The organism is Streptomyces litmocidini (genome assembly GCF_014649755.1).
GTDB classification, from domain to species: Bacteria; Actinomycetota; Actinomycetes; order Streptomycetales; family Streptomycetaceae; genus Streptomyces; species Streptomyces litmocidini.
In genome coordinates this window covers 67,249-92,715 of sequence record NZ_BMTQ01000006.1, presented here as the reverse complement: position 1 = coordinate 92,715, position 25,467 = coordinate 67,249, and the positions used below count along the sequence as shown (strand labels likewise).

The window sequence follows — 25,467 nt, the reverse complement described above, 5'->3', positions numbered from 1 at the left end:
GCATCCTAAACCGGTTGGGTCGGGCCCCGGCGGGCGGTGACAATGCATCCCATGGGACACGTCGAGGCCGCGCATCTGGAGTACTACCTTCCCGACGGGAGGGTCCTGCTCGGGGACGCCTCCTTCCGGGTCGGGGAGGGCGCCGTCGTCGCCCTCGTCGGGGCCAACGGCGCCGGCAAGACCACACTGCTCCGGATGATCGCCGGAGAGCTCCAGCCGCACGGCGGCACGGTCAAGGTCAGCGGCGGCCTCGGCGTGATGCCGCAGTTCGTCGGCTCCGTACGGGACGGGTCCACCGTCCGCGACCTGCTCGTCTCCGTGGCCCAGCCCCGGATCCGGGAGGCCGCGAAGGCCGTCGACGAGGCCGAGCACCTGATCATGACGGTCGACGACGAGGCCGCGCAGATGAAGTACGCGCAGGCCCTCAGCGACTGGGCCGAGGTGCAGGGCTACGAGGCCGAGACCCTCTGGGACATCTGCACCGTGGCCGCGCTCGGCGTCCCCTACGAGAAGGCGCAGTTCCGGGAGGCCGGGACGCTCTCCGGCGGCGAGCAGAAGCGGCTCGTCCTGGAGTCGCTGCTGCGCGGCCCCGACGAGGTGCTGCTCCTCGACGAGCCGGACAACTACCTCGACGTGCCGGGCAAGCGGTGGCTGGAGGAGCGGCTGCGGGAGACCCGCAAGACCGTCCTCTTCATCTCCCACGACCGGGAGCTGCTCTCCCGGGCCGCCCAGAAGATCATCGCGGTCGAGCCGGGCCCGGCCGGATCGGACGTCTGGGTGCACGGCGGCGGCTTCGACACCTTCCACGAGGCCCGGCGGGAGCGCTTCGCCCGCTTCGAGGAACTGAAGCGGCGCTGGGACGAGAAGCACGCGCAGCTGAAGAAGCTGGTGGTCACCCTGCGGCAGGCGGCCGCGGTCAGCCACGAGATGGCCTCCCGGTACGCCGCCGCGCAGACCCGGCTGAAGAAGTTCGAGGAGGCGGGGCCGCCGCCGGAGCCGCCGCGCGAGCAGGACATCCGGATGCGGCTGCGCGGCGGGCGGACCGGGGTGCGGGCCGTGACCTGCGAGAACCTTGAGCTGACCGGTCTGATGAAGCCCTTCTCGCTGGAGATCTTCTACGGGGAGCGGGTCGCGGTCCTCGGTTCGAACGGCTCCGGGAAGTCCCACTTCCTGCGGCTGCTCGCGGGGGACCCGTCGGTCGCCCACACGGGTACGTGGAAGCTCGGCGCCCGGGTCGTGCCGGGACACTTCGCGCAGACCCACGCGCACCCGGAGCTGACCGGACGGCCGCTCGTCGACATCCTGTGGACCGAGCACGCCAAGGACCGGGGCGCGGCGATGTCGATGCTGCGGCGGTACGAGCTGGAGCGGCAGGGGGACCAGTCGTTCGACAAGCTGTCGGGCGGGCAGCAGGCGCGGTTCCAGATCCTGCTGCTCGAACTGGCGGGCACGACGGCGCTGCTCCTCGACGAGCCGACGGACAACCTGGACCTGGAGTCGGCGGAGGCGCTCCAGGACGGTCTGGAGTCGTACGAGGGGACGGTGCTGGCCGTCACCCACGACCGGTGGTTCGCGAAGTCCTTCGACCGGTACCTGGTCTTCGGTTCGGACGGGGTCGTACGGGAGACCGCCGAACCCGTGTGGGACGAGCGGCGGGTGGACAGGGTCCGGTAGGCGGTCGTGGGGCGGGCCCCGGCACGGGAGGCGCGTCCGGGGCCGTGCCCGCCCCCCGAGCCCTCGCCCTCCTCCGAGCCCTCGCCCTCGCCCGAGCAGGGGCCCCCGCCCTGCGGAATGATCGCCCACGGCCGGGTCACCACCCGTTTTGACCCGTCCGGGGTGGCGCGGGTACTGTTGCGGTTTGTTATGCGTAGTGGCTTCGTCGTTCTCACGCGAAGGGCCCTTACGCAAGTTCCCTGGAGCAGTTACCAGTGGCTCGCATACGGGCGGTGTCCCGGCAGTGCAGGCCCCAGCTGCATGATCGCTTCAGGTGTGTCTGGACTCCATCCACTGAAGAAGCGAAGGCTACGAAGTGCGTACGTACAGCCCCAAGCCCGGCGATGTCACTCGCCAGTGGCACATCATCGACGCGCAGGACATCGTCCTGGGCCGTCTGGCGACGACGGCTGCGAACCTCCTGCGAGGCAAGCACAAGCCCGTCTACGCCCCGCACATGGACATGGGCGACTTCGTCATCATCATCAACGCTGACAAGGTCCACCTGTCCGGCAACAAGAAGACCCAGAAGATGGCCTACCGCCACTCCGGCTTCCCGGGTGGTCTGCGCTCCGTCCGCTACGACGAGCTGCTCGCCAAGAACCCCGAGAAGGCCGTCGAGAAGGCCATCAAGGGCATGATCCCCAAGAACTCCCTGGGCCGTCAGATGCTCTCGAAGCTGAAGGTCTACGCGGGCGAGAACCACCCGCACGCTGCCCAGCAGCCGGTCCCGTTCGAGATCACCCAGGTCGCGCAGTAGTTCCGGCCACACCCCCTAAGAACGAAAGAAATCTGAGGAGAATCGTGGCCGAGACCACCCCCGAGACCCCCGTCGACGAGTTCGAGGGCGTCGAGGAGTACACCACCGAGACCGAGCTCGTCGAGGGTGAGTACACCTCCGAGTCGCTCGCGTCCCGCTTCGGCGACCCGCAGCCGGCCGCCGGCCTGGGCCGTCGCAAGAACGCCATCGCCCGCGTCCGGATCGTTCCGGGCACCGGCAAGTGGAAGATCAACGGTCGCACCCTTGAGGACTACTTCCCCAACAAGGTGCACCAGCAGGAAGTCAACGAGCCCTTCAAGGTGCTCGAGCTCGACAACCGCTACGACGTCATCGCCCGCATCGCGGGTGGCGGTGTCTCCGGCCAGGCCGGCGCCCTGCGCCTCGGCGTGGCCCGTGCGCTGAACGAGGCGGACGTCGAGAACAACCGCCCGGCGCTGAAGAAGGCCGGCTTCCTCTCCCGTGACGACCGCGCGGTCGAGCGGAAGAAGGCCGGTCTCAAGAAGGCCCGCAAGGCTCCGCAGTACAGCAAGCGCTAATCACGCCTGCTCGGTCTGCTTTCGTACGCCCCGGCGGCACTGCCCGTGCCGTCGGGGCGTACGTTTTTTCATAACCTCTTTCTCTTTCGCTTGGGCACGTATTTTCGGAGGACAGCTGTGGGACGACTCTTCGGCACGGACGGCGTACGCGGCGTCGCCAACGCGGACCTGACGGCGGAGCTGGCGCTCGGCCTGTCGGTCGCGGCCGCGCACGTGCTCGCCGAGGCGGGCACCTTCGAGGGCCACCGGCCGACCGCCGTGGTCGGGCGGGACCCGCGCGCCTCCGGAGAGTTCCTCGAAGCGGCCGTCGTCGCGGGCCTCGCCAGCGCCGGCGTCGACGTGCTGCGCGTCGGCGTCCTGCCCACCCCGGCCGTGGCCCACCTCACCGGCGTCCTCGGCGCCGACCTCGGCGTGATGCTCTCCGCCAGCCACAACGCCATGCCCGACAACGGCATCAAGTTCTTCGCCCGCGGCGGCCACAAGCTCGCCGACGAGCTGGAGGACAAGATCGAGGCCGTGTACGAGGAGCACCGCACCGGCGCCCCGTGGGAGCGTCCGACCGGTGCCGGCGTCGGCCGCGTGCGCGACGTCGGCGAGGGCTTCGAGACGTACGTCTCCCACCTCATCGCCGTCCTCCCCAACCGCCTCGACGGCCTCAAGATCGTCCTCGACGAGGCCCACGGCGCCGCCGCCCGCGTCTCGCCCGAGGCCTTCTCCCGCGCCGGCGCCGAGGTCGTCACCATCGGTGCCGAGCCGGACGGCCTCAACATCAACGACGGCTGCGGCTCCACCCACCTGGACCTGCTCAAGGCCGCCGTCGTCGAGCACGGCGCCGACCTGGGCATCGCCCACGACGGCGACGCCGACCGCTGCCTCGCCGTCGACGCCGCCGGCAACGAGGTCGACGGCGACCAGATCCTCGCCGTGCTCGCCCTCGCCATGCGCGAGGCCGGCACCCTGCGCGGTGACACCGTCGTCGCCACCGTCATGTCCAACCTGGGCTTCAAGCTCGCCATGGAGCGCGAGGGCCTGAACCTCGTCCAGACCGCGGTCGGCGACCGCTACGTCCTGGAGTCCATGAAGGAGAACGGCTACGCGCTCGGCGGCGAGCAGTCGGGACACGTCATCGTGCTCGACCACGCCACCACCGGCGACGGCACCCTCACCGGTCTGATGCTGGCCGCCCGCGTCGCCGCCACCGGCAAGTCGCTCGCGGACCTCGCCGGCGTCATGGAGCGGCTCCCGCAGATCCTCATCAACGTCAAGGACGTCGACAAGTCCCGCGTGACCACCTCCGGCGAGCTCGCCGCGGCCGTCATCGAGGCCGAGCGCGAGCTCGGCTCCACCGGCCGCGTCCTGCTGCGCTCCTCCGGCACCGAACCGCTGGTCCGCGTCATGGTCGAGGCCGCCGACATCGAGCAGGCCCGCGCGGTCGCGCAGCGCCTCGCGGACGTCGTGAAGTCCGCCCTGGGCTAGCCTTCCTGAGGCACCGTCATGCACACGGGGAGGCCCCGTCGCACCGGACTCCGGTACGGCGGGGCCTCTTCGCTCCGGGCCGGGGTCAGCCCCTGCGCAGGTGGCGCCTCAGACGGCCGCGCTGGGTCCGCCACAGCCTCTTCTGGAGGGACAGGGTCGCCGTCCCCGCCAGGATGATCCCCAGCAGGTTGAGCAGCAGCTGCTGGATCGACCCCCACATCTGTCCGACCTCGCCGTAGCTGAGCGCCACCGCCGCGTTCGCCGCCGCCGGGACCGTCGTCACCGAGATCGCCACCCCCACCATGGCGCCCGACTTGGACGAGGTCAGCGAGAGCGTGCCGGCGGCGCCCGCGAGGAGCGCCACCACGAAGGAGAACGGGTCCGGCTGCCAGATGAAGCTGGTCTGCGGCCGCTGCGCGTCGAGCATGGACTGGCTGAACAGGTCCATCCAGTCCATGAGCAGGCTGAACAGGGTGGTCGCCAGGATCGCCGACGCGAAGCCGACGAGGAGCGCCACCAGCGAGCGCGCCGCCAGTCTCGGCGCCCGTTGCACGATCGCCGTGCACACTCCGGCGAGCGGGCCGAACTCCGGGCCGACCGCCATGGCGCCCACGATCAGGATCGCGTTGTCCAGGACGACACCGCAGGCCGCGATCATCGTCGCCAGGCCCATGAAGGAGAAGTACGTGAAGGAGAGCGTCGAGTCCTCGTGGGTCGCCTCCGCCAGCTGCTCCCAGATGACGGCGTCCGCGCCCTCGCCCGGGGCCTCCTCCTCGGCCGTGTCGGCCCGCGCGGACATCGACAGGTCGATGTTCTCCACCGCGATCGAACCGTCCCGGTCGATCCCCAGTTCCCGCAGCCCGTGCAGCAGCTCGTCCCCCGCCTCGCGGGCCGCGTCGCACAGGACCAGATCGCCCGAGGGGTTCCGGGCGGCTCCGGGCAGCACCACCAGATGGGTGGTGCCGACGGTCGACTCGATCAACCGGACCGCGGCGGAGGTGCGGTCGGGCGGGACGATCATCCTCAGATGCAGCATGGGGAGAGCGTACGGAGGTCAGAGCTTCCGCAGGCTCAACCGCTGGACCTTGTGGTCGGGGCCCTTGCGGACGACGAGGGTCGCCCGGCCGCGGGTCGGGGCCACGTTCTCCAGCAGGTTCACCTTGTTGATGGTCCGCCACATCGTACGGGCGTAGTCGAAGGCCTCCTCCTCGGAGACCTGCGTCCAGCGCCGGAAGTACGAGGACGGGTCCTGGAAGGCGGTGTCGCGCAGCTTCCGGAAGCGGTTCAGGTACCAGCGCTCGATGTCCTCCGGACGGGCGTCCACGTACACCGAGAAGTCGAAGTAGTCGGCGAGGCCCACCCGGGTGCGGCCGTCCTTGCCGGGCAGGGCCGGCTGGAGGACGTTCAGCCCCTCCACGATGAGGACGTCCGGGCGGCGCACCACGAGCCGCTCGCCGGGCACGCGGTCGTAGATCAGGTGCGAATAGACCGGGGCCGAGACCTCCTCCTTGCCCGCCTTGACGTCCGCGACGAAACGGGTCAGCGCCCGGCGGTCGTACGACTCGGGGAAACCCTTGCGGGACATCAGACCGCGCGCCTTCAGCTCCTCCATCGGGTAGAGGAAGGCGTCCGTGGTCACCAGCTCCACGCGCGGGTGCTCCGGCCAGCGGGCCAGCAGCGCCTGCAACAGCCGGGAGACCGTGGACTTGCCGACCGCCACCGAACCGGCGACCCCTATGACGAAGGGGGTGCCGCGCTGCTCGGCGCTCTCGCCGAGGAAGGTGTTCAGCGCGCCCCGGAGGCCGCTGGTGGCCTGCACGTACAGGTTGAGCAGCCGGGACAGCGGGAGGTAGACGTCCCGCACCTCGTCGAGGTCGATGACGTCCCCGAGGCCGCGGAGCCGCTCGACCTCGTCGGCGGTCAGCGGGAGCGGCGTCTTGTCGCGCAGGGCGCTCCACTCGGCCCGGGTGAGGTCGACGTACGGGGTCGCCTCGGACGGCCGGCGGTGCCCGGTCCCGTTCCGGGGGCTCCCGTGGCCGGCGCCCTCTCCGGTCCCGGCACCGCTGCCGGGGTCTGCGTCGGGGCCGTCCCCGCTGGCGCTTCGTGGCGGCGAAGTGATCACCCCGCCATTGTCGGGGGTCGGCGGGCTCCGTGGGTCGTGGGGTCGGTCACGCCGCAAAAGCCGTTGTCGGACCCTCGCCCCGGAGCGATCATGCTGATGCCGCGTGGACTCCCGATCCTTCACGCGGGGGGAGCCGCCCGGGGCGGCACGAAGAGAACAGAGAGCACCACGCGCATGCGTACGTTCGTCAGAAGCACCGCCGTCGCCACCACCGCCGTCTCCCTCGCGCTGCTCGTCACGGCGTGCGGGGGCGGGGAGAAGAGCGACCCGGGCAAGGGCGGCGAGGACTCCGCGCCGAGCGCCTCCGCCACCGCCGCGCCCGCCGCCAGGGCGCTGTCCGCCGCCGAGCTGGACGAGCTGATCGTCGAGAAGGGCGACCTGGAGGGCTACCAGGTGCAGAAGGCCGGGGCCGAGGACGTCGTCACGGCGGACGGGGTCACCGCCGGCAAGCCCGCCTGCACGCCGATCGCCCACGCCATGTCCTTCATCTCGCCCGGCTCGCCCGCCGCGTCCGCCGAGCGCAAGGTGCTCGCCGAGCCCAGGAAGGACGCGACGGCCTCGCCGAAGGACGCGCTCCTCGGGGGGCTCGGCGTCCAGATGACCGCCCTGACGCTCGGTTCGTACGACGGCCGGGGCGCCCAGGACGCCTTCGCCTCCGTGAAGAAGGCCGGCACCGAGTGCGCCGACGGCTTCGACGTCGTCCACGGCGCGGAGAAGACCAAGGTCAGCAAGGTCGCCCCGGCGAGCGTGACCGCCGGTGACGAGGCGGTCGCCTTCACCGTCACCTCCGACCTGGAGGGCGAGCCGTTCACGAGCAAGCTCGTCGTCTTCCGCAAGGGCAACACCCTCGCGTCGTTCTCGACCGTCAGCTTCGCCCCCGGCGGGGTCCGGGAGCTGCCGACGGCCGTGATCGACGCGCAGGCCGCCAAGCTCGGCTGACCCCGGCCCGCACCCTCCGCCGCGCCCCCCGTGACACGGGCGGGGCGCGCCCCGCGTCGACTCCGGTCGGTGGGAGGGGTTCCGGCGTAGCCTGCCGTCATGTGCGGAATCGTGGGTTACGTCGGCGGGCAGTCGGCGCTTGATGTGGTGGTCACGGGCCTCAAGCGGCTCGAATACCGGGGCTACGACTCGGCCGGGGTCGCGGTGCTCTCCGACGGGGGGATCGCCGCGGCCAAGAAGGCGGGCAAGCTCGTCAACCTGGAGAAGGAACTCGTCGACCGGCCGCTGCCCGGCGGCTCCGTCGGCATCGGGCACACCCGCTGGGCCACCCACGGCGGGCCCACCGACGCCAACGCGCACCCGCACCTCGACAACGCCGGGCGCGTCGCCGTCGTCCACAACGGCATCATCGAGAACTTCGCCGCCCTCCGGGAGGAGCTCGTCGAGCGCGGCCACACGCTGCTCTCCGAGACCGACACCGAGACCGTCGCCCACCTCCTCGCCGAGGAGTTCTCCTCCGTCGGCGACCTCGCCGAGGCCATGCGGCTCGTCTGCCGCCGCCTCGACGGGGCCTTCACCCTCGTCGCCGTCCACGCCGACCAGCCCGACGTCGTCGTCGGCGCCCGCCGGAACTCGCCGCTCGTCGTCGGCGTGGGGGAGGGCGAGAACTTCCTCGCCTCCGACGTGTCCGCGTTCATCGCCCACACCCGCTCCGCCATCGAGCTCGGGCAGGACCAGGTCGTCGAGCTGACCAGGGACGGCGTCACCGTCACCGACTTCGACGGCGGGCCCGCCGACGTCCGGGCCTACCACGTCGACTGGGACGCCTCCGCCGCGGAGAAGGGCGGCTACGCCTCCTTCATGCTCAAGGAGATCGCCGAGCAGCCCAAGGCCGTCGCCGACACCCTCCTCGGACGGATCGACGCGGCCGGCCGGCTCACCCTCGACGAGCTGCGGATCCCCGCCACCGTGCTCCGCGAGGCCGACAAGGTCGTCGTCGTCGCCTGCGGCACCGCCTTCCACGCCGGACTCATCGCCAAGTACGCCATCGAGCACTGGACCCGCATCCCCTGCGAGGTCGAACTCGCCAGCGAGTTCCGCTACCGCGACCCGATCCTGAACCGGCGCACCCTCGTCATCGCGATCTCCCAGTCCGGCGAGACCATGGACACCCTCATGGCGCTCCGGCACGCCCGGGAGCAGGGCGCGAAGGTGCTCGCCGTGTGCAACACGAACGGCTCGACCATCCCCCGGGAGTCGGACGCCGTCCTCTACACCCACGCCGGGCCCGAGGTCGCCGTCGCCTCGACGAAGGCCTTCCTCACGCAGCTGGTGGCCTGTTACCTGCTCGCCCTCTACCTCGGCCAGGTGCGCGGCACCCAGTGGGGCGACGAGATCAACGCCGTCGTCCGCGACCTCGCCCGCATCGGCGACGACGTCGAGCGCGTCCTGGAGACCATGGAACCGGTACGGGCCCTCGCCCGGACCCTCGCCGACAAGGACACCGTCCTCTTCCTCGGCCGGCACGTCGGCCACCCGGTGGCCCTGGAAGGCGCGCTCAAGCTCAAGGAGCTCGCGTACATGCACGCCGAGGGCTTCGCGGCCGGCGAGCTCAAGCACGGACCGATCGCGCTCATCGAGGAAGGCCTGCCGGTCGTCGTGGTCGTGCCCTCGCCGCGCGGCCGCTCCGTCCTCCACGACAAGATCGTCTCCAACATCCAGGAGATCCGGGCCCGTGGAGCGCGGACCATCGTCATCGCGGAGGAGGGCGACGAGGCCGTCGTCCCGTACGCCGACCACCTCGTCCGCATCCCCGCCACGCCTACGCTGCTCCAGCCGCTGGTCGCCACCGTGCCGCTCCAGGTCTTCGCCTGCGAGCTCGCCACCGCGCGGGGCAACGAGGTCGACCAGCCGCGCAACCTGGCCAAATCAGTGACCGTGGAGTGAGTGGTAAATGATCATTGGGGTGGGGATCGACGTGGCGGAGATCGACCGTTTCGCCGCGTCCATCGAGCGGACACCGGGGCTGCTCCAGCGCCTCTTCGTCGAGCGCGAGGTGCTCCTCCCGAGCGGCGAACGGCGCGGACCCGCCTCGCTCGCGGTGCGCTTCGCCGCGAAGGAGGCCCTCGCGAAGGCGCTCGGCGCGCCGGGCGGGCTGCACTGGACGGACGCCGAGGTGTACGTCGAGGGCAGCGGGCAGCCGCGGCTGCGGGTACGGGGGACGGTGGCGGCGCGGGCGGCGGAGCTGGGAGTCCGGCACTGGCACGTGTCGTTGAGCCATGACGCGGGGGTGGCGTCGGCGGTGGTCATCGCCGAGGGCTGACCCCCGGGCCGGGGGCCGTCCGGGGCGCGGGCCCGCGCGGGCGGCGCGTCGGCCGACGGGACGATCGGCCGGGCGGCGGGCAGACTGCTGGGCATGCGTACCGCTTACCGCGTGGAGACCGTCCGGGCCGCCGAGGCCGAACTCATGGCGCGCCTGCCCCCCGGCGCCCTCATGCAGCGCGCCGCCGCCGGCCTCGCCGCCGCCTGTTGTTCGCTGCTCGGGAAGGGGCGCGTGTACGGCGCCCGGGTCGTCCTGCTCGTCGGCAGCGGCGACAACGGCGGCGACGCCCTGTACGCCGGGGCCAGGCTCGCCCGGCGCGGTGCCGGCGTGACGGCCGTGCTGCTCGGGGAGCGGGCGCACGAGGGCGGCCTCGCGGCGCTCCGGGCGGCCGGCGGACGGGTCGCCGACGAGCCGTTCGGGCCCCTCGCCGCCGCCGACCTCGTCCTCGACGGCATCACCGGCATCGGAGGGCGCGGCGGCCTGCGCCCCGAGGCCGTGCCCGTCGCCCGGGCCGCGCGCGGCTCGGACGCCGTCGTCGTCGCCGTCGACCTGCCGAGCGGCGTCGACGCCGACACCGGGGAGGTCCGCGGCGAGGCGCTGCGGGCCGACGCGACGATCACGTTCGGGACGTACAAGCCGGGGCTGCTCGTCGACCCGGCCAGGGAGTGCGCGGGGGCCCTGCGGCTCGTCGACATCGGACTCGGTGAGGTGCTGCCGGGCGTGCCGGACCTGGAGGCCCTCCAGCACGAGGACCTGGCGCGGCTGCTGCCGGTGCCGGGCGCCGAGAGCGACAAGTACCGGCGGGGCGTCGTCGGGGTCCTCGCCGGTTCCGTCCGCTACCCCGGCGCCGCCGTGCTCGCCGTGGCGGGCGCGCTGCGCGGCGGCGCGGGGGCGGTGCGGTACGTGGGTCACGCCGGTGACGCCGTGATCGCCGCGCACCCCGAGACACTGGTGCACCCCGGTCCCCCCGACAAGGCGGGGCGGGTCCAGGCGTGGGTCGTCGGGCCCGGCATCGGGGAGGGGCCGGGCGCCGGGGTCGCCGTCGAGGAGGTCCTGGCCTCGGACGTGCCCGTGCTCGTCGACGCGGACGGTCTGCGGGGGCTCGCGCCGGACGCCGTCCGGGCCCGTAGGGCGCCGACCCTGCTGACCCCGCACGCCGGCGAGGCGGCGGCGCTGCTCGGCGTCGCGCGGGAGGAGGTCGAGGCGGGGCGCCTCGCGGCGGTGCGCGAACTGGCGGGCCGCTTCGGGGCGACGGTCCTCCTGAAGGGGTCGACGACGGTGGTGTGCGGGGCGGACGGGGCCGGACCCGTGCGGGTGAACCCGACCGGGACGTCCTGGCTGGCGACGGCGGGCAGCGGCGACGTCCTGTCCGGCCTCGCCGGTTCTCTCCTCGCGGCCGGTCTTCCCGCCCTGGACGCGGCCTCCTGCGCGGCCTATCTGCACGGTCTCGCCGCCCGGCGGGCGGCGGAGGGGGGCGCGCCGGTGACGGCCACGGAGGTGGCGGCCTCGCTGCGGGGGGCGTGGCGGGACGTGACGGCGGGGATGTAGCGGACGACGCCGGCTCCCCCCACTCGGCCGAACACCGTTGACCCGGCCGTGGGTTCCCGCGCGCTGCCGGGGCGGCGGGCGGTTTGGGTGGGTGGGGTGACCCGCCGGAGAAGTCGTACCTTGCTGTCGTCGTTCGCCCTCGCCGCCTCCCTCGCGCTGGGCCCCGCCGCCCTCGCCGCGTCGCCGGGCCCTGGGACGCCCGTCCCCGCCGCGTCGCCTGGCCCTGACGCCCCCGCCCTCGTCGCCCCTCCCGCCGGCGGTCCCGATCCGCTCGTGCCCGGGGTCGTCGGGGGCGGGACGGCCGAGTATCCGATGGACACGCCCGATCAGGCGCCGCCGCCCCTCCGGCCGGAGGGCGACGTCCCCGTGCCCGAGCCCGAGGAGGAGGTCGACGAGCTGGTCGAGTACCTGCCGCGCAGCGCCGTCGGCGCCGCCTGCACCGCGAAGGCGGGCGCCCACCAGCGGCGGGTGGAGCGGCTGCTGGGACTGCGGGTCGACGGGAAGCAGTCCGCCGCCGACTGCCGGGCGATCCGCGCCTTCCAGGTGAAGGAGAAGATCAAGCCGGCCACCGGGTACGCCGGGCCCGTCACCTGGGCCCGCGCCGAGCTGCTCGCCGCCCGGAAGAACCTCGACCCGGGCCGGCGCTGCCCCGTGAAGGCGTACGCGGTCGCCTGCGTCGACCTCGACCGCCAGCTCATGTGGGTGCGAAAGGGGAAGAAGGTGACGTACCGGGTCGTCAACGTGCGGACCGGGCGGCCCGGTTACGCCACCCGCACCGGCTGGCACACCGTCTACCGGCGCCACAAGGACCACTGGTCGTCCCTCTACGACACCCCCATGCCGTACGCCCAGTTCTTCAGCGGGGGCCAGGCCTTCCACGCCGTCCACGGGCAGCTCGCCACGCCCGGCGGCAGCCGCGGCTGCGTCAATCTGAGCCACGCCGACGCACGGAGACTCTGGGGTGTCCTCCGTAAGGGTGACCGGGTCTACATCTGGGGAAAGCGGCCCGGGCACTGACACCTGAGAGACTGGGCGCGATGACTGAGACACCTCCGCCCCCCAGGGCCCGCGCCGAGATCGACCTCGGCGCGCTGCGTGCGAACGTCCGCACGCTGCGCGCCCGCGTCGCCCCCCACGTCCGGATCATGGCCGTGGTCAAGGCCGACGCGTACGGACACGGCGCCCTGCGCTGCGCCCGCGCCGCCCTGGAAGCGGGCGCGGACTGGCTCGGCACGGCCACCCCGCACGAGGCGCTCGCGCTGCGCGCCGCCGGGATCACGGACGTGCCCGTCCTGTGCTGGCTCTGGACCCCCGGTGACCCCTGGGACCAGGGCATCGAGGCCGGCCTCGACATGTCCGTCAGCGGCACGTGGGCCCTGGACGAGGTCGTCGAGGCGGCCAGGGCGGTCGGGAGGACCGCCCGGATCCAGCTCAAGGCCGACACCGGTCTCGGCCGCAACGGCTGCCAGCCCGCCGACTGGCCCGAGCTGGTCGGGGCCGCCCTGAAGGCGGAGGCCGACGGGCACGTGAAGGTGACCGGTCTCTGGTCGCACTTCGCCTGCGCCGACGAGCCGCACCACCCCTCCATCGCCGCCCAGCTCGACGTCTTCCGCTCGATGCTGGACCACGCCGAGCGGGCGGGCGTCCGGCCCGAGGTCCGGCACATCGCGAACTCCCCGGCCACCCTCACCCTGCCCGAGTCCCACTTCGACCTGGTCCGGCCCGGCATCGCGATGTACGGCGTCTCGCCGAGCCCCGAGCTCGGCACCTCCGCCGAGCTCGGCCTGCGGCCCGTCATGTCGCTCAAGGCGAGCGTGGCGCTGGTCAAGCACGTGCCCGCCGGGCACGGGGTGAGCTACGGACACCACTACGTCACCGAGGGCGAGACCACCCTGGGACTCGTCCCGCTGGGGTACGCGGACGGGGTTCCCCGGCACGCCTCCGGGCGCGGCCCGGTCCTCGTCGGCGACCGGGTCCGCACGGTGGCCGGGCGCGTCGCCATGGACCAGTTCGTGGTCGACCTCGACGGGGACGCCCCCGAGCCCGGCACCGAGGCCGTGCTCTTCGGCCCCGGCGACCGGGGCGAGCCGACCGCCGAGGACTGGGCGGTGGCCGCCGACACCATCGCGTACGAGATCGTCACCCGGATCGGGGCGCGCGTCCCGCGGGTCTACCTGGGGGAGTAGCCCGCCATGGCGGAGTCGAGCGGGAGCAGTTGGAGGCGCGCCGGGTTCGCCGGGGCCGCGATAGGCGTCCTCGCCGCGGGAGCGGCCGCCGGGGTCGCCGTCGAGCGGCTCACCGTCGGCCGTTCCGTACGGCAGAAGGCGCGGCTCGCCCTGGACGCCACCGGCCCGTACGGCGGGCTGCGCGGCACGCCCGGCCGGGCGCTCGCCGACGACGGGACCGTCCTGTACTACGAGGTGGACGAGGTCGAGGAGGACACCCCGCCCGCCCGCCGCCGACGGCTCTTCGGGCGGAAGGAACCCGCCCCCGTCACCGTCGTCTTCAGCCACGGCTACTGCCTCAACCAGGACTCCTGGCACTTCCAGCGGGCCGCGCTGCGCGGGCTCGTCCGCACCGTCCACTGGGACCAGCGCGGCCACGGCCGCTCCGGGAACTCCCAGGCCGGGCCCGAAGGGGCGCCCGTCTCCATCGACCGGCTCGGCCGCGACCTCAGGGCCGTCCTCGACGTCGCCGCGCCCGAGGGGCCGCTCGTCCTCGTCGGGCACTCCATGGGCGGCATGACGGTGATGGCGTTCGCCGAGCAGTACCCGGAGCTGATCCGCGACCGGGTCGTCGGCGTCGCCCTCGTCGGCACCTCGGCGGGGAAGCTGGCGGAGGTCACGTACGGGCTGCCGCTCGCCGGGGTCAACGCCGTCCGGCGGATCCTGCCGGGCGTCCTGCGGGCCCTCGGCTCCCAGGCGGAGCTGGTCGAGCGCGGGCGCCGGGCGACCGCCGACCTCTTCGCGGGGCTGATCAAGAAGTACTCGTTCGCGTCGAAGGACGTGGATCCGGCGGTCGCCCGCTTCGCGGAGCGGATGATCGAGTCGACCCCGATCGACGTGGTCGCCGCCTTCTACCCGGCCTTCGCCGAGCACGACAAGGCGGCCGCCCTCGCCGTCTTCGGCGAGCTGCCGGTGCTCGCGCTCGCCGGGGACAACGACCTGGTCACCCCCAGTTCGCACACCGAGGCCATCGCCGGTCTGCTGCCGGACGCGGAGCTCGTCATCGTCCCGGACGCGGGCCACCTGGTGATGCTGGAGCACCCGGAGGCGGTCACCGACCGGCTGGCCGACCTGCTGGTGCGGGCCGGGGCCGTCCCGGCCGGGGAGCCGTTCCGCACGAGCTAGATTTGCCGGTATGGAAGCAGCGCACCCGCCCGTCTCCGGCGCCGACCCGTCCGTCACCGAGGCCTCCCGGCCCGTCTCCGACGCCACCCTCTCCGTCGAGTCCCCGCAGCAGATGCAGGAGCTCGGCCGCCGGCTCGCGAAGATCCTCCGCCCCGGCGACCTCGTCATGCTCACCGGTGAGCTCGGCGCGGGGAAGACGACCCTGACCCGTGGCCTCGGCGAGGGGCTCGGGGTGCGGGGCGCCGTCACCTCCCCGACCTTCGTCATCGCCCGCGTCCACCCGTCCCTGGTCGGCGGCCCGGCGCTGGTCCACGTCGACGCGTACCGCCTCGGCGGCGGGCTCGACGAGATGGAGGACCTCGACCTGGACGTCTCGCTGCCCGAGTCCGTGGTCGTCGTCGAGTGGGGCGACGGCAAGGTCGAGGAGCTGACCGACGACCGGCTGCACCTCCTCATCCACCGGGTGACCGGCGACACCGACGACGACCGCCGCACGGTCGTGCTGCGAGGGATCGGCGCGCGCTGGGCCGAGGAGGACCTCGCGCTGGTCTGAACGCACGGAGGTTCCGACAACGTGTCGGGAAGGTGTTGCGTGGGTCCCACGAGCCGTGGTCACATGGATGCACGAGCTGGTTAGGTGCACCTAACCTACGGGAGGCATGCATGGCGACGCCCGAACGCGCGGAAACCGCCCGGGACCACGTCCCGATGAGTGAGCTGCTCGCGTCCTGCGCGGCCGCCCGGGCCCTCTCGACCCCGCCGCCGGAGCCGTCCGAGCAGGGGGAGGACGGGGACGAGACCGTGCGGGGCGAGGCGGCGTAGAGCCCGGACGCGCCTCACGGCCGGACGCGCGGGTCAGGCGGCTGGATGCCGCACGGGCGCGTGGACCGAGGCGGCCGGGGCGCCGCACGGGCGCGCGGACCGAGGCGGCCGGGGCGCCGCACGGGCGCGCGGACCGAGGCGGCTCGGGCGCGTCGACCGGGCGCGCGGGTCAGGCGACGACGACGACCTTCGCGCCGATCACCGCGAACGTCCACATCACGTCGCCGTCGGCCCGCTTCATCCGGATGCCGCCGGTCTTCCGGGCCGGGTCCGGGGACGGCGTCGAGCCGTCGACCGCCGCGCTGAAGCCGATCGCCACGTCCTGGGCCGTCGCGAACCGCACCACGTGCTCGATCTGCACGCCGTCCGAACCGCGCACCGAGCCCGAGCGCGAGGTCACCGCGTACGCGCCGGGGACCGGGTCGACCGTGCTCGGCCACACCTTGAACGTGCGGGTGACCCGGCCCTTCTCGTCCACGAGCCACACCCGGCGGTCGGCGAGCGAGTACACCACCCGCTCGCCGCTGCCCGAGCCGGCGGGGACGGCGAGGGGGTCCCTGGCCGGCTGCTCGGGGCCGCCGCTCGGCGCGACCGAGGGGGCCGCCGTGCCCGGCGTCCGCGGCTTCGCCGACAGATCGGCCGGTGCGTTCGCCGAGGCCTGGTAGGCGAGGACGCCGACCGCGACGACGGCCGCCGCGGTGAGCCCGGCCACGAATCCCGAGCTGCTCCTTGCCACCGTGCCCACCTCTCGTACGTACGTATCGAAGGGTGACGGTAGCAGCCGACGCCCCGGGGTTCGGGGCAGCGTGCCCGGGAGCCGTAGGCTGTTCGCGTGCTGTTGCTCGCCATGGATACCGCCACCCCCGCCGTCACCGTCGCCCTCCACGACGGAGAGGCCGTCGTCGCCTCGTCGAGTCAGGTCGACGCCCGCCGCCACGGGGAGCTGCTGCTGCCCGCCGTCGACCGGGTCCTCTCGGAGGCCGGGCTGAAGCTCGACGCGGTCACCGGGATCGTCGTCGGCGTCGGCCCCGGCCCGTACACCGGCCTCCGGGTCGGCCTCGTCACGGCCGCGGCCTTCTCGTCGGCGCTCGGCGTGCCCGTGCACGGCCTGTGCACCCTCGACGGCCTCGCGTACGCCTCCGGGATCGAGGAGCCCTTCGCCGTCGCGACGGACGCGCGCCGCAAGGAGGTGTACTGGGCGCGGTACGAGGACTTCCGCACCCGCGCCACCGACGCCTCCGTCGACCGTCCCGCCGACGTCGCCGGGGAGCTCGCCGGGCTCCCCGTCGTCGGCGCGGGCGCCCGTCTCTACCCCGAGGCCTTCCCGGACGCCCGCGACCCCGAGCACCAGTCGGCCGCCGCCCTCGCCGGGCTCGCGGCCGAGAGGCTGGCCGGGGGCGGGGACGGCTTCCTCGACCCGCTGCCGATGTACCTGCGGCGCCCCGACGCGCAGGTGCCGAAGAACTACAAGGTGGTCACCCCCAAGTGAGCGCCGCCGTGACCGGGGCCGGGGAGGCGACCGGGGCCGTGCTCCGCGAGATGCGCTGGTGGGACATCGAGCCCGTGCTGGCGCTGGAGGCCGAGCTGTTCCCCGAGGACGCCTGGTCCGAGGGGATGTTCTGGTCGGAGCTCGCGCACGCCAGGGGAGAGCGGGCCACCCGCCACTACGTCGTCGCGGAGGACCCGTCCGACGGCCGTCTCGTCGGGTACGCCGGGCTCGCCGCCGCCGGCGGACTCGGCGACGTGCAGACGATCGCCGTCTCCCGCGACCAGTGGGGCACGGGCCTCGGCGCCCGGCTCCTCACCGACCTGCTGAAGGAGGCCACCGCCTTCGAGTGCGAGGAGGTCCTCCTCGAAGTGCGCGTGGACAACACCCGGGCCCAGAAGCTCTACGAGCGCTTCGGCTTCGAGCCCATCGGTTTCCGGCGCGGCTACTACCAGCCGGGCAATGTCGACGCGCTCGTGATGCGACTGATCGTTCAAGGAACTGGGACTGAGATCTGATGGCTGCTGACGAACCGCTGGTACTCGGCATCGAGACCTCCTGCGACGAGACCGGCGTCGGCATCGTCCACGGGACCACCCTCCTCGCCGACGCCGTCGCCTCCAGCGTCGACACCCACGCCCGCTTCGGCGGCGTCGTGCCCGAGATCGCCTCCCGCGCCCATCTGGAGGCCATGGTCCCGACGATCGAGCGCGCCCTGAAGACGGCCGGGATCTCCGCGAGGGACCTCGACGGCATCGCCGTCACCGCCGGGCCCGGCCTCGCGGGCGCCCTGCTCGTCGGCGTCTCCGCCGCCAAGGCGTACGCCTACGCCCTGGGCAAGCCGCTCTACGGCGTCAACCACCTGGCCTCGCACATCTGCGTCGACCAGCTGGAGCACGGCAAGCTGCCCGAGCCGACGATGGCGCTGCTGGTCTCCGGCGGGCACTCCTCGCTGCTGCTCTCCACCGACATCACCTCCGACGTGCGGCCGATGGGCGCCACCATCGACGACGCGGCCGGCGAGGCCTTCGACAAGATCGCCCGCGTCCTCGACCTCGGCTTCCCCGGCGGCCCGGTCATCGACCGGCTCGCCAAGGAGGGCGACCCGGAGGCGATCGCCTTCCCGCGCGGCCTCAGCGGCTCCCGCGACCCCGCCTACGACTTCTCCTTCTCCGGCCTCAAGACCGCCGTGGCCCGCTGGATCGAGGCCAAGCGGGCGGCCGGCGAGGAGGTGCCCGTACGGGACGTCGCCGCGTCCTTCCAGGAGGCGGTCGTCGACGTGCTCACCCGCAAGGCCGTCCGGGCCTGCAAGGACGAGGGCGTCGACCACCTGATGATCGGCGGCGGCGTCGCCGCCAACTCGCGGCTGCGGGCCCTCGCCGAGGAGCGCTGCGAGCGCGCCGGGATCCGGCTGCGGGTGCCCCGGCCGGGCCTGTGCACCGACAACGGCGCGATGGTCGCGGCCCTCGGCTCCGAGATGGTCGCCCGGGGCAGGGCGGCCTCCGACCTGGAGCTGTCGGCGGACTCGTCCCTGCCGGTGACCGACCCCCACGTGCCGGGTCGCTCCCACGACCACGACCACGTGCACGAGGTCAGCAAGGAGAACCTGTACTCGTGAGGCTCACGCTCATGTGGGAGGCCAGGGCCGCCCGGGGCCGGGGTGCCGAGCTCCTGGAGTGGGCGCGGTCCCAGGTCCTCGCCCGTGAGCCGGTCCGCCGGGAGCTCTTCCGGGCCCCGCAGGACCGGGTCCTCGTCCTCACCTGGTGGGAGGCGGAGGCCTTCGACGCGGAGCTGCCCGAGCTGCCGGAGCCGGACGCGGAACTGATCACCCGTCCGGTCCACCGCTGGCGTTTCGAGTCGATCGAACAAGAATCGGTCGAATAGGCGGGGGTCGAGCAACCTTTCGACCCTCCGAGGCATCCCACAGCGCGTGAAGAAGACGATCGCGCTGTGGGCGGCCCTGACCACCGTCGCCCTCCTGGTGACCGGCTGCACGGTGGAGGAGCCCTCCGCGGCCGCCGCCCCGACGGCTTCCCCGTCCACCCCGCCCACCAGGGAAGCCGGACGCGAGGCGCCCGGAGCCCCGGGAGCCGCCGCTGCCGCCGCGTACCGGAGATGGGGCCTGAGGCCCTTCGCCGCCCCGCCCGCCCCGCCCGCGGCCAAGCCGGTGGTCCGCGCGGCCGGCGGGCCGGTGCCGGTCGTCAGCGAGATCCCCACCCGCGAGAAGATCGTCTTCATCACCATCGACGACGGGGCCGAGAAGGACCCCGAGTTCGTCCGGATGATGAAGGACCTCAAGGTCCCGGTCACGATGTTCCTCACGGACGCCGCCATACGCGCCGACTACCGGTACTTCGAGCCGCTCCTCGCCCAGGGCCACGGCCTCGCCAACCACACCCTCACCCACCCCGACCTGCGGACCCTCTCCCCGGAGGCCCAGCACCGGGAGATCTGCGGCCAGCAGACGAAGCTGAAGCAGCGGTACGGCACCACCCCGCGGCTCTTCCGGCCGCCGTACGGCAACTGGAACGAGGCCACGCGCGCGGCGGCGGGGGAGTGCGGCCTCGACGCGATCGTGCTGTGGCGCGAGTCCATGCAGATCAAGAACATGCAGTACCAGCGCGGCGACCGGAAGCTGCACCCCGGCGACATCATCCTGGCCCACTTCCGGGGCCCGTCCGAGCTCAAGGGCCGGACGATGACCGAGATGACGGCGACGCTGCTGAAGAAGATCCAGGAGCAGGGCTTCACCGTGGCGCGCCTGGAGGACTACGTCTAGGGGCGTCCTGCCGGTCGGGCCGGCAGGACGCCCCCGGAAATTTCCCGGGCGCGGTGTCGATGCGGACGGATCCCGTTCGACGTATGGGTGGACGGCGGGGAACGGCCCCGCCCACCGCACACCGAGGAGTCGTCATGCCCCGCTTCCTGTCCCTCGTCCGCATCGAGGAGAACACCATCGACATGGAGAGCGCCGACCCCGGCTTCGAGCAGCGCATGGGCGCCCTCTTCGAGGAGATCACCAAGGCCGGCGCCATGGTGGACACGGCCGGGCTGAGGCCGACCGCCGAGGCCACCCGGATCAGCTGGTCGGACGGGAGGCTGTCGTTCACCGACGGCCCGTTCACCGAGACCAAGGAGGTCGTCGGCGGCTACGCGATGCTCCAGTGCAAGGACATGGCCGAGGCCGTCGAGTGGGGGAAGCGGTTCCTGGCCGTCCACCCGCCGCACTGGAAGGTCGGCCTGGAGGTCCGCCAGGTCGAGGAGATGCCGGAGGGCTGACCCGCACTGTGCTGTCATGTGAGACGTGACGGTGGTGGAGAGCACGCTGGAGACGGTCTTCCGGATGGAGTCGGCGCGGATCATCGCCACGGTGACGCGGATCGTCCGGGACGTCGGCATCGCCGAGGAGCTCGCGCAGGACGCGCTCGTCTCCGCGCTGGAGCAGTGGCCGCGGTCGGGCGTCCCGGGCAACCCGGGAGCCTGGCTGACGGCCGCCGCGAAGCACCGCGCCGTCGACCTCGTGCGGCGCCGCGAGACGTACGCCGGGAAGCTCGCCGAGGTGGGCCGGACGCTCGACCTCGGCGAGGCGGCGTACGACCCCGAGCCGTCCGGCCCCGGCGACATCGACGACGACGTGCTCCGGCTCGTCTTCACCACCTGCCACCCGGTGCTCTCCGCCGACGCCCGCGCGGCGCTCACCCTGCGGCTCGTCGGCGGGCTCCGGACGGACGAGATCGCCCGCGCGTTCCTCGTGTCCGAGGCGACGGTCGCGGCGCGGATCACCCGCGCCAAGCGGACGCTCGCGAAGGCGGGCGTGGAGTTCGAGGTGCCGTACGGGGAGGAGCGCACGGCCCGCCTCGGCTCCGTCCTGGAGGTCGTCTACCTGATCTTCAACGAGGGGTACGCGGCGACCGCCGGCGACGACCTGCTCCGCCCCGGCCCGTGCGAGGACGCCCTGCGGCTCGCCCGGGGCCTGGCCGCCCTGATGCCGGGGGAGAGCGAGGTGCACGGCCTCTGCGCGCTCCTCGAACTGCAGGCCTCCCGCACCCCCGCCCGCACCGGCCCCGACGGGCGGCCGGTGCTCCTCGCCGACCAGAACCGCAGCCGCTGGAACCGTCTCCTCGTGCGCCGCGGGTACGCGGCCCTCGCCCGCGCCGGGGACGGCCGCGCCTACGGGCCGTACGCCCTCCAGGCCGCGATCGCCGCCTGCCACGCGCGGGCCGCCTCGTACGAGGAGACGGACTGGGCGACCATCGCCGCGCTCTACGGACGGCTCGGCGCCCTCGCGCCCTCCCCGGTGGTCGAACTGAACCGCGCGGTCGCCGTCTCGATGACCGAGGGCCCCGCCGCGGCCCTCGCCCTCGTCGACGCCCTCGCCGACGAACCGTCCCTCGCCCGCTACCACTTGCTCCCGAGCGTCCGCGGCGACCTGCTCGTCCGCCTCGGCCGGACGGAGGAGGCCCGCGCGGAGTTCGCACGCGCCGCCGCGCTCACGAGGAACGAGAGCGAACGGGAACTGCTGCTCGGGCGGGCCCGGAAGCCGGGCGGGGCGTAGGGGAGTCGGGGGCGTAGGGGGGGCGGGGCGCAGGGGATGCGCGTGCGGTGACGGGAGCCCGCGCGGAGGAGGTGCCGGGGGGTGTCCGGCGGGCTCGGCGGGGCGCGCCTTAGGGTGCTGGACATGTCCCCGCGTACCCCGCTCCCCCCGCCGCCCCCGCCGGCCGAACTCCAGAGCTGGCCCGACCGGGAGGCGCGGCTCGCCGACCGGGCGCTGGCGCTCGACGAACTCGGCAGGCGGCTGCTCGGCGGCGGGCGGCTCGCGCTGTTCCTGCTCCGGTTCCTCCTGCTCGCACTGGGCTGGTCGCTGATCGGCGTGCTGCTCATCGCGATCGGCGCGCCGTTCACCGACCCGGTGACGATGGTGACCGGGGTCTTCGCGGCGGCCCTCGGCGTCGGGATCCTCGTCCCGGCCGTGTGGCTGACCGTCCGCGGCCTGCGGCGCGACCGGACCGTCCGTGAGCGCCTCGCGCTGTGGGCGGCCCTCGACCGGCACGGTCCGACGGACGCCCGGCTGCGCGCCCCCGTCCTCAGCGCCTGCTGGATGCTGCTGTCGTTCGTGATGTGCGGGACCGGCCTCTGGCTGGGCTTCGCGGTCCCGGCGGGCGCCGGCCGCGACGACGGCTACGGCCTGGTCGCGTACGGCATGGGCATCGCCCTGATCCTCTGGGTCACGGGGCTGACCGGCCTGGCGAAGGCCGTCGGCCACTACCGCCTCGCGGTGCGGCTCACCGCCCCCCGCCCGCCGGCCGGCCGATCAGCATCGTCGGGGCTCCCGCGACCCGAGTGAGCAGTACCGTCGCGGCGTTGGGGCCCTTCGGCTTCACCTTGCGGCGGATCTCCTCGGGTTCGACCGCCGAGCCGCGCTTCTTCACGGTGAGGGTGCCGACCTCGCGCTCCCGCAACAGGGCCTTCAACTTCTTGAGGTTGAAGGGGAGTTCGTCGGTGATCTCGTAGGCGGCGGCGTACGGCGTGGGGACGAGGGCGTCCGCCGTGATGTACGCGATCGTCTCGTCGATCAGGCCGCCGTCCAGCTCCTGGGCGACCTCGGCGACGAGGTGCGCGCGGATCACGGCGCCGTCCGGCTCGTACAGGTAGCGGCCGACCGGGCGCACCGCCGGATCGGGCAGCCCCCGGCCGGTGAGCCCGGCGCCGGAGGGCAGCAGCGTGGCCCGGCGGGCGCCCGGCTCCGTGCCGAACCAGAGCACGGCCTCCTTCACGTCCCCGCCGTCCGAGATCCACTCGGCCTCGGCCTCCTCGGGCACGGCCTCGTGCGGGATGCCCGGCGCCACCTTCAGCGCGGCGTGCGGCGCCCGGCGGGCCGCGTCGACCGCCCAGGAGAGCGGCGGGGAGTACGCCTCGGGGTCGAAGATCCTGCCCCGGCCGCCGCGCCGCGCCGGGTCCACGAAGACCGCGTCGTACGGGCTCGTGTCGATCCCGGTCACGTCCGCGCACCGGACCTCGATCAGCTCCGCGAGGCCGAGCGCCGCCGCGTTGGCCCGGACCACCTCGGCGGTCAGCGGGTCCCGGTCGACGGCGAGGACGGAGATCCCGGCGCGGGCCAGCGCGATCGCGTCGCCGCCGATCCCGGAGCAGAGGTCCGCGACGCCGCCGACGCCGAGGGCCTTCAGCCGGGCCGCCCGGTACGTGCCGACCGAGGCGCGGGTCGACTGTTCGACGCCGTGGGGCGTGAAGTACATCCGGTACGCGTCCTCGGCGCCGAACTTCGCCACCGCCCGCTGTCGCAGCCGCGCCTGGCCGAGGGCCGCGGTGACGAGTTCGGCGGGGTGGTCGCGGCGCAGCCGGGAGGCGACCGCCAGCTCCTGGGCGGGGTCGTAGTCGCGCAGGGCGGCGAGGAGCGCCTGCCCCTCGGGGGCGAGCAGGGCGGCGAAGGAGGCGAGGTCGGTCACCCGTCCCATTCTGGGGCCTGTGGGGCTGTGGGCCGGCCGGGGGACGGCGGGTGCGGTACGGCGGTGTCGCGGCCCGGAAGGAGCTCTCGCGCTGACAGGATGCGGCGCCATGCAGCTCGTACGACAAAAGGACCAGATGATGGCAAAAGGCGCGCACCGCCCCCGTCGGACACTCGGGGCGGCGCTCGCCGTGGCCGCCCTCGCCTCCGCCGCCACGGCCTGCTCCGGCGGCGCCGCACCCGAGCGCGGCGCACCCGCGCCCGCCCCCGCCGCCGGACAGCAGGCCCCGGCGGCCGGAGCCCTCACCGCGTACGTCGAACGGGTCCGCGCGCAGCGCGCCGCCCGCGTGCTCGCCGCCAAGAAGTGGGGCCTCGCCCAACCCCCGCTCGAAGCCCCCGCCCCACCCGCCGTCAAGCCGAAGATCACCACCCGCAAGGGCTTCGAGACGGACGGCGAGGGCCTCCCGCCCGTCTTCACCACCGTGCCGACCAAGCAGAAGGTCGTCTTCCTGACGATCGACGACGGCGCGGAGAAGGACCCCCGGCTGCTCACGATGATGAAGGAGCTGCGGATCCCCTACAGCGCCTTCCTCAGCGACTACGTCGTCAAGGACGACTACGGCTACTTCGCGAGGATGCAGAAGTCGCAGGAGGCCGGCGTCTCCCTGCACAACCACACCCTCCACCACCGCTACCTGCCCGCCCTCTCGTACGGCGAACAGAAGCGCGAGATCTGCGGCATGCAGGACGTCATCCAGAAGCAGTTCGGCAAGCGGCCCCCGCTCTTCCGCCCGCCGTACGGCAACTACAACGAGGACACCCTGCGCGCGGCCAGGAGCTGCGGCGTCAAGGCCGTCCCGCTCTGGGCCGCCGAGGCCTTCCCCGACCACATGGAATGGCGCGAGTGGGACCGGGACCTGCACCCCGGCGACATCGTGCTCACCCATTTCCGCGGCAAGGAGGACTGGAAGGGCACCATGCCGGACATGATCCGCCGTGTGATGAACGTGATCACGTCCAAGGGGTACGCGGTGGCGAAACTCGAGGACTACGTATGACCCGAGGACCGCGTGCGACTCGCGGACCGCGTACGAGGTGGGTCGCCGCCCTCGCCGTGACCGGCGCGCTCCTCGCCCTCCCCGCCTGCGCCTCCTCGGTCGACCCCATCGAACGGCTCGGCCGGAAGGCGGCGGAACGGGTGCACCCCCGCCCCTCGCCGGTCCAGCACGTACGGGCCGCGGTCGACGCCGAGCGCTGCGAAGAGGCCCGGGCGCCCCGCACGGTCACGCGGATCGTCACGCCACGGAGCGATGAATTGGCACTCCGCTTGACCGAGTGCTAACCGCGGTCATAGTCTCGGCTCTGGCACTCCCCACCGGAGAGTGCCAACACAGCGACGGGCAGGTCCGGCACCCGCGACGACGGATCCACCTGGTCGCCACCTCAGACAGTTAACCCCGTGAGATCTCCGAAGGGGGAGGTCGGATCGTGACGACCACCAGCTCCAAGGTTGCCATCAAGCCGCTCGAGGACCGCATCGTGGTCCAGCCGCTCGACGCCGAGCAGACCACCGCCTCTGGCCTGGTCATTCCGGACACCGCCAAGGAGAAGCCCCAGGAGGGCGTCGTCCTGGCCGTGGGCCCGGGCCGCTTCGAGAACGGCGAGCGTCTGCCGCTCGACGTCAAGACCGGCGACATCGTGCTGTACAGCAAGTACGGCGGCACCGAGGTGAAGTACAACGGCGAGGAGTACCTCGTCCTCTCGGCCCGCGACGTGCTCGCGATCGTCGAGAAGTAATTCTCCGAAGTACCGAAGTACCTGAAGCAGATGCTTTGAGCTGCGCCCCGAGGCCCCTTTCCCAGGCGCCCCGGGGCGCGGTTCGTTCCACCCGAATCCGAGAGGGCTGAA

General features: G+C 73.3%; 28 protein-coding genes. 24 read left to right on the top strand and 4 right to left on the bottom strand.

Annotation, left to right across the window (positions count from 1 at the left end; genetic code table 11):
- The first annotated feature begins 42 nt into the window (after positions 1-42).
- The 4 genes from IE180_RS15360 to glmM all read left to right on the top strand — a co-directional run bounded on the left by IE180_RS15360 (position 43) and on the right by glmM (position 4,506).
- Positions 43-1,674: an ABC-F family ATP-binding cassette domain-containing protein gene (locus tag IE180_RS15360; protein WP_190157445.1), complete on the top strand. Its 1,632-nt coding sequence runs from the start codon at positions 43-45 to the stop codon at positions 1,672-1,674.
- Between the two features lie 355 nt (positions 1,675-2,029).
- Positions 2,030-2,473, top strand: coding sequence for a 50S ribosomal protein L13 (gene rplM, locus IE180_RS15355; protein WP_030687790.1), 444 nt, complete (start codon positions 2,030-2,032; stop codon positions 2,471-2,473).
- A 44-nt stretch (positions 2,474-2,517) separates the two neighbouring features.
- Positions 2,518-3,030: a 30S ribosomal protein S9 gene (gene rpsI, locus IE180_RS15350; protein WP_015035601.1), complete on the top strand. Its 513-nt coding sequence runs from the start codon at positions 2,518-2,520 to the stop codon at positions 3,028-3,030.
- A gap of 117 nt (positions 3,031-3,147) precedes the next feature.
- Complete coding sequence (gene glmM / locus IE180_RS15345; RefSeq protein ID WP_190157444.1) at positions 3,148-4,506, top strand: phosphoglucosamine mutase; 1,359 nt, start codon at positions 3,148-3,150, stop codon at positions 4,504-4,506.
- A gap of 85 nt (positions 4,507-4,591) precedes the next feature.
- Here glmM and IE180_RS15340 read toward each other — a convergent pair whose 3' ends face one another.
- Positions 4,592-5,542: a DUF389 domain-containing protein gene (locus IE180_RS15340; protein ID WP_190157443.1), complete on the bottom strand. Its 951-nt coding sequence runs from the start codon at positions 5,540-5,542 to the stop codon at positions 4,592-4,594.
- An 18-nt stretch (positions 5,543-5,560) separates the two neighbouring features.
- On the bottom strand, positions 5,561-6,628 hold the full coding sequence (gene coaA / locus IE180_RS15335; protein ID WP_229860500.1) for a type I pantothenate kinase: 1,068 nt from the start codon (positions 6,626-6,628) through the stop codon (positions 5,561-5,563).
- Positions 6,629-6,802: 174 nt separating this feature from the next.
- Between coaA and IE180_RS15330 the strand changes: the two genes are divergently transcribed.
- From IE180_RS15330 to IE180_RS15290, 9 genes are all read left to right on the top strand, one after another.
- Positions 6,803-7,567: a hypothetical protein gene (locus IE180_RS15330; RefSeq protein ID WP_190157442.1), complete on the top strand. Its 765-nt coding sequence runs from the start codon at positions 6,803-6,805 to the stop codon at positions 7,565-7,567.
- 99 nt (positions 7,568-7,666) lie between these two features.
- The gene (gene glmS, locus IE180_RS15325; RefSeq protein ID WP_190157441.1) at positions 7,667-9,514 is read left to right on the top strand and encodes a glutamine--fructose-6-phosphate transaminase (isomerizing); all 1,848 of its coding nucleotides are present in this window, start codon (positions 7,667-7,669) and stop codon (positions 9,512-9,514) included.
- Between the two features lie 7 nt (positions 9,515-9,521).
- Positions 9,522-9,890, top strand: a complete 369-nt coding sequence (locus IE180_RS15320) for a holo-ACP synthase (RefSeq protein ID WP_190157440.1) — start codon at positions 9,522-9,524, stop codon at positions 9,888-9,890.
- Positions 9,891-9,983: 93 nt separating this feature from the next.
- Positions 9,984-11,438 (top strand): NAD(P)H-hydrate dehydratase, encoded by a 1,455-nt coding sequence (locus tag IE180_RS15315; RefSeq protein ID WP_190157439.1) that lies wholly within the window; start codon positions 9,984-9,986, stop codon positions 11,436-11,438.
- Between the two features lie 123 nt (positions 11,439-11,561).
- Positions 11,562-12,455 (top strand): L,D-transpeptidase family protein, encoded by an 894-nt coding sequence (locus IE180_RS15310; RefSeq protein WP_190157693.1) that lies wholly within the window; start codon positions 11,562-11,564, stop codon positions 12,453-12,455.
- A 20-nt stretch (positions 12,456-12,475) separates the two neighbouring features.
- Positions 12,476-13,624, top strand: coding sequence for an alanine racemase (alr, locus tag IE180_RS15305; RefSeq protein ID WP_190157438.1), 1,149 nt, complete (start codon positions 12,476-12,478; stop codon positions 13,622-13,624).
- Positions 13,625-13,630: 6 nt separating this feature from the next.
- A complete protein-coding gene (locus IE180_RS15300; protein ID WP_190157437.1) occupies positions 13,631-14,788 on the top strand; it encodes an alpha/beta fold hydrolase in 1,158 nt (385 codons plus the stop codon).
- A 10-nt stretch (positions 14,789-14,798) separates the two neighbouring features.
- The gene (tsaE, locus tag IE180_RS15295; protein ID WP_190157436.1) at positions 14,799-15,341 is read left to right on the top strand and encodes a tRNA (adenosine(37)-N6)-threonylcarbamoyltransferase complex ATPase subunit type 1 TsaE; all 543 of its coding nucleotides are present in this window, start codon (positions 14,799-14,801) and stop codon (positions 15,339-15,341) included.
- Positions 15,342-15,451: 110 nt separating this feature from the next.
- Positions 15,452-15,610, top strand: coding sequence for a hypothetical protein (locus IE180_RS15290; protein ID WP_190157435.1), 159 nt, complete (start codon positions 15,452-15,454; stop codon positions 15,608-15,610).
- Between the two features lie 169 nt (positions 15,611-15,779).
- On the opposite strand, the gene IE180_RS15285 is transcribed toward IE180_RS15290, so the two are convergent.
- Complete coding sequence (locus IE180_RS15285) at positions 15,780-16,322, bottom strand: hypothetical protein (protein WP_190157692.1); 543 nt, start codon at positions 16,320-16,322, stop codon at positions 15,780-15,782.
- Positions 16,323-16,442: 120 nt separating this feature from the next.
- On the opposite strand from IE180_RS15285, the gene tsaB reads away from it, so the two are divergent.
- The 8 genes from tsaB (at position 16,443) to IE180_RS15245 (ending at position 22,440) form a co-directional block, all read left to right on the top strand.
- Positions 16,443-17,099: a tRNA (adenosine(37)-N6)-threonylcarbamoyltransferase complex dimerization subunit type 1 TsaB gene (gene tsaB / locus IE180_RS15280; RefSeq protein ID WP_190157434.1), complete on the top strand. Its 657-nt coding sequence runs from the start codon at positions 16,443-16,445 to the stop codon at positions 17,097-17,099.
- Positions 17,100-17,149: 50 nt separating this feature from the next.
- Positions 17,150-17,614: a ribosomal protein S18-alanine N-acetyltransferase gene (gene rimI, locus IE180_RS15275; protein ID WP_190157691.1), complete on the top strand. Its 465-nt coding sequence runs from the start codon at positions 17,150-17,152 to the stop codon at positions 17,612-17,614.
- On the top strand, positions 17,614-18,714 hold the full coding sequence (gene tsaD, locus IE180_RS15270) for a tRNA (adenosine(37)-N6)-threonylcarbamoyltransferase complex transferase subunit TsaD (RefSeq protein ID WP_190157433.1): 1,101 nt from the start codon (positions 17,614-17,616) through the stop codon (positions 18,712-18,714). Before rimI ends, tsaD begins: the two co-directional genes overlap by 1 nt.
- Positions 18,711-18,980: a hypothetical protein gene (locus tag IE180_RS15265; RefSeq protein ID WP_190157432.1), complete on the top strand. Its 270-nt coding sequence runs from the start codon at positions 18,711-18,713 to the stop codon at positions 18,978-18,980. The genes tsaD and IE180_RS15265 overlap by 4 nt, the downstream gene beginning before the upstream one ends.
- A 46-nt stretch (positions 18,981-19,026) precedes the next feature.
- Positions 19,027-19,875 carry a polysaccharide deacetylase family protein gene (locus IE180_RS15260; protein WP_190157431.1) on the top strand — a complete coding sequence of 283 codons (849 nt, stop codon included), beginning with the start codon at positions 19,027-19,029 and terminating at the stop codon, positions 19,873-19,875.
- A gap of 134 nt (positions 19,876-20,009) precedes the next feature.
- Positions 20,010-20,375, top strand: coding sequence for a YciI family protein (locus IE180_RS15255; RefSeq protein ID WP_190157430.1), 366 nt, complete (start codon positions 20,010-20,012; stop codon positions 20,373-20,375).
- 64 nt (positions 20,376-20,439) lie between these two features.
- Positions 20,440-21,651 (top strand): RNA polymerase sigma factor, encoded by a 1,212-nt coding sequence (locus IE180_RS15250; RefSeq protein WP_190157690.1) that lies wholly within the window; start codon positions 20,440-20,442, stop codon positions 21,649-21,651.
- 123 nt (positions 21,652-21,774) lie between these two features.
- Positions 21,775-22,440 carry a hypothetical protein gene (locus IE180_RS15245; RefSeq protein ID WP_190157429.1) on the top strand — a complete coding sequence of 222 codons (666 nt, stop codon included), beginning with the start codon at positions 21,775-21,777 and terminating at the stop codon, positions 22,438-22,440.
- Here IE180_RS15245 and IE180_RS15240 read toward each other — a convergent pair.
- On the bottom strand, positions 22,379-23,569 hold the full coding sequence (locus IE180_RS15240; RefSeq protein ID WP_229860498.1) for a THUMP-like domain-containing protein: 1,191 nt from the start codon (positions 23,567-23,569) through the stop codon (positions 22,379-22,381). The two genes, IE180_RS15245 and IE180_RS15240, sit on opposite strands and share 62 nt — an antisense overlap.
- A gap of 100 nt (positions 23,570-23,669) precedes the next feature.
- Here IE180_RS15240 and IE180_RS15235 point away from each other — a divergent pair, with 100 nt between their 5' ends.
- The 3 genes from IE180_RS15235 (at position 23,670) to groES (ending at position 25,356) form a co-directional block, all read left to right on the top strand.
- Complete coding sequence (locus IE180_RS15235) at positions 23,670-24,617, top strand: polysaccharide deacetylase family protein (protein WP_229860497.1); 948 nt, start codon at positions 23,670-23,672, stop codon at positions 24,615-24,617.
- Positions 24,614-24,901, top strand: a complete 288-nt coding sequence (locus IE180_RS15230; protein ID WP_190157427.1) for a hypothetical protein — start codon at positions 24,614-24,616, stop codon at positions 24,899-24,901. Before IE180_RS15235 ends, IE180_RS15230 begins: the two co-directional genes overlap by 4 nt.
- A gap of 146 nt (positions 24,902-25,047) precedes the next feature.
- Positions 25,048-25,356 (top strand): co-chaperone GroES, encoded by a 309-nt coding sequence (gene groES, locus IE180_RS15225; RefSeq protein WP_017239619.1) that lies wholly within the window; start codon positions 25,048-25,050, stop codon positions 25,354-25,356.
- The last annotated feature ends 111 nt before the right edge of the window (positions 25,357-25,467 follow it).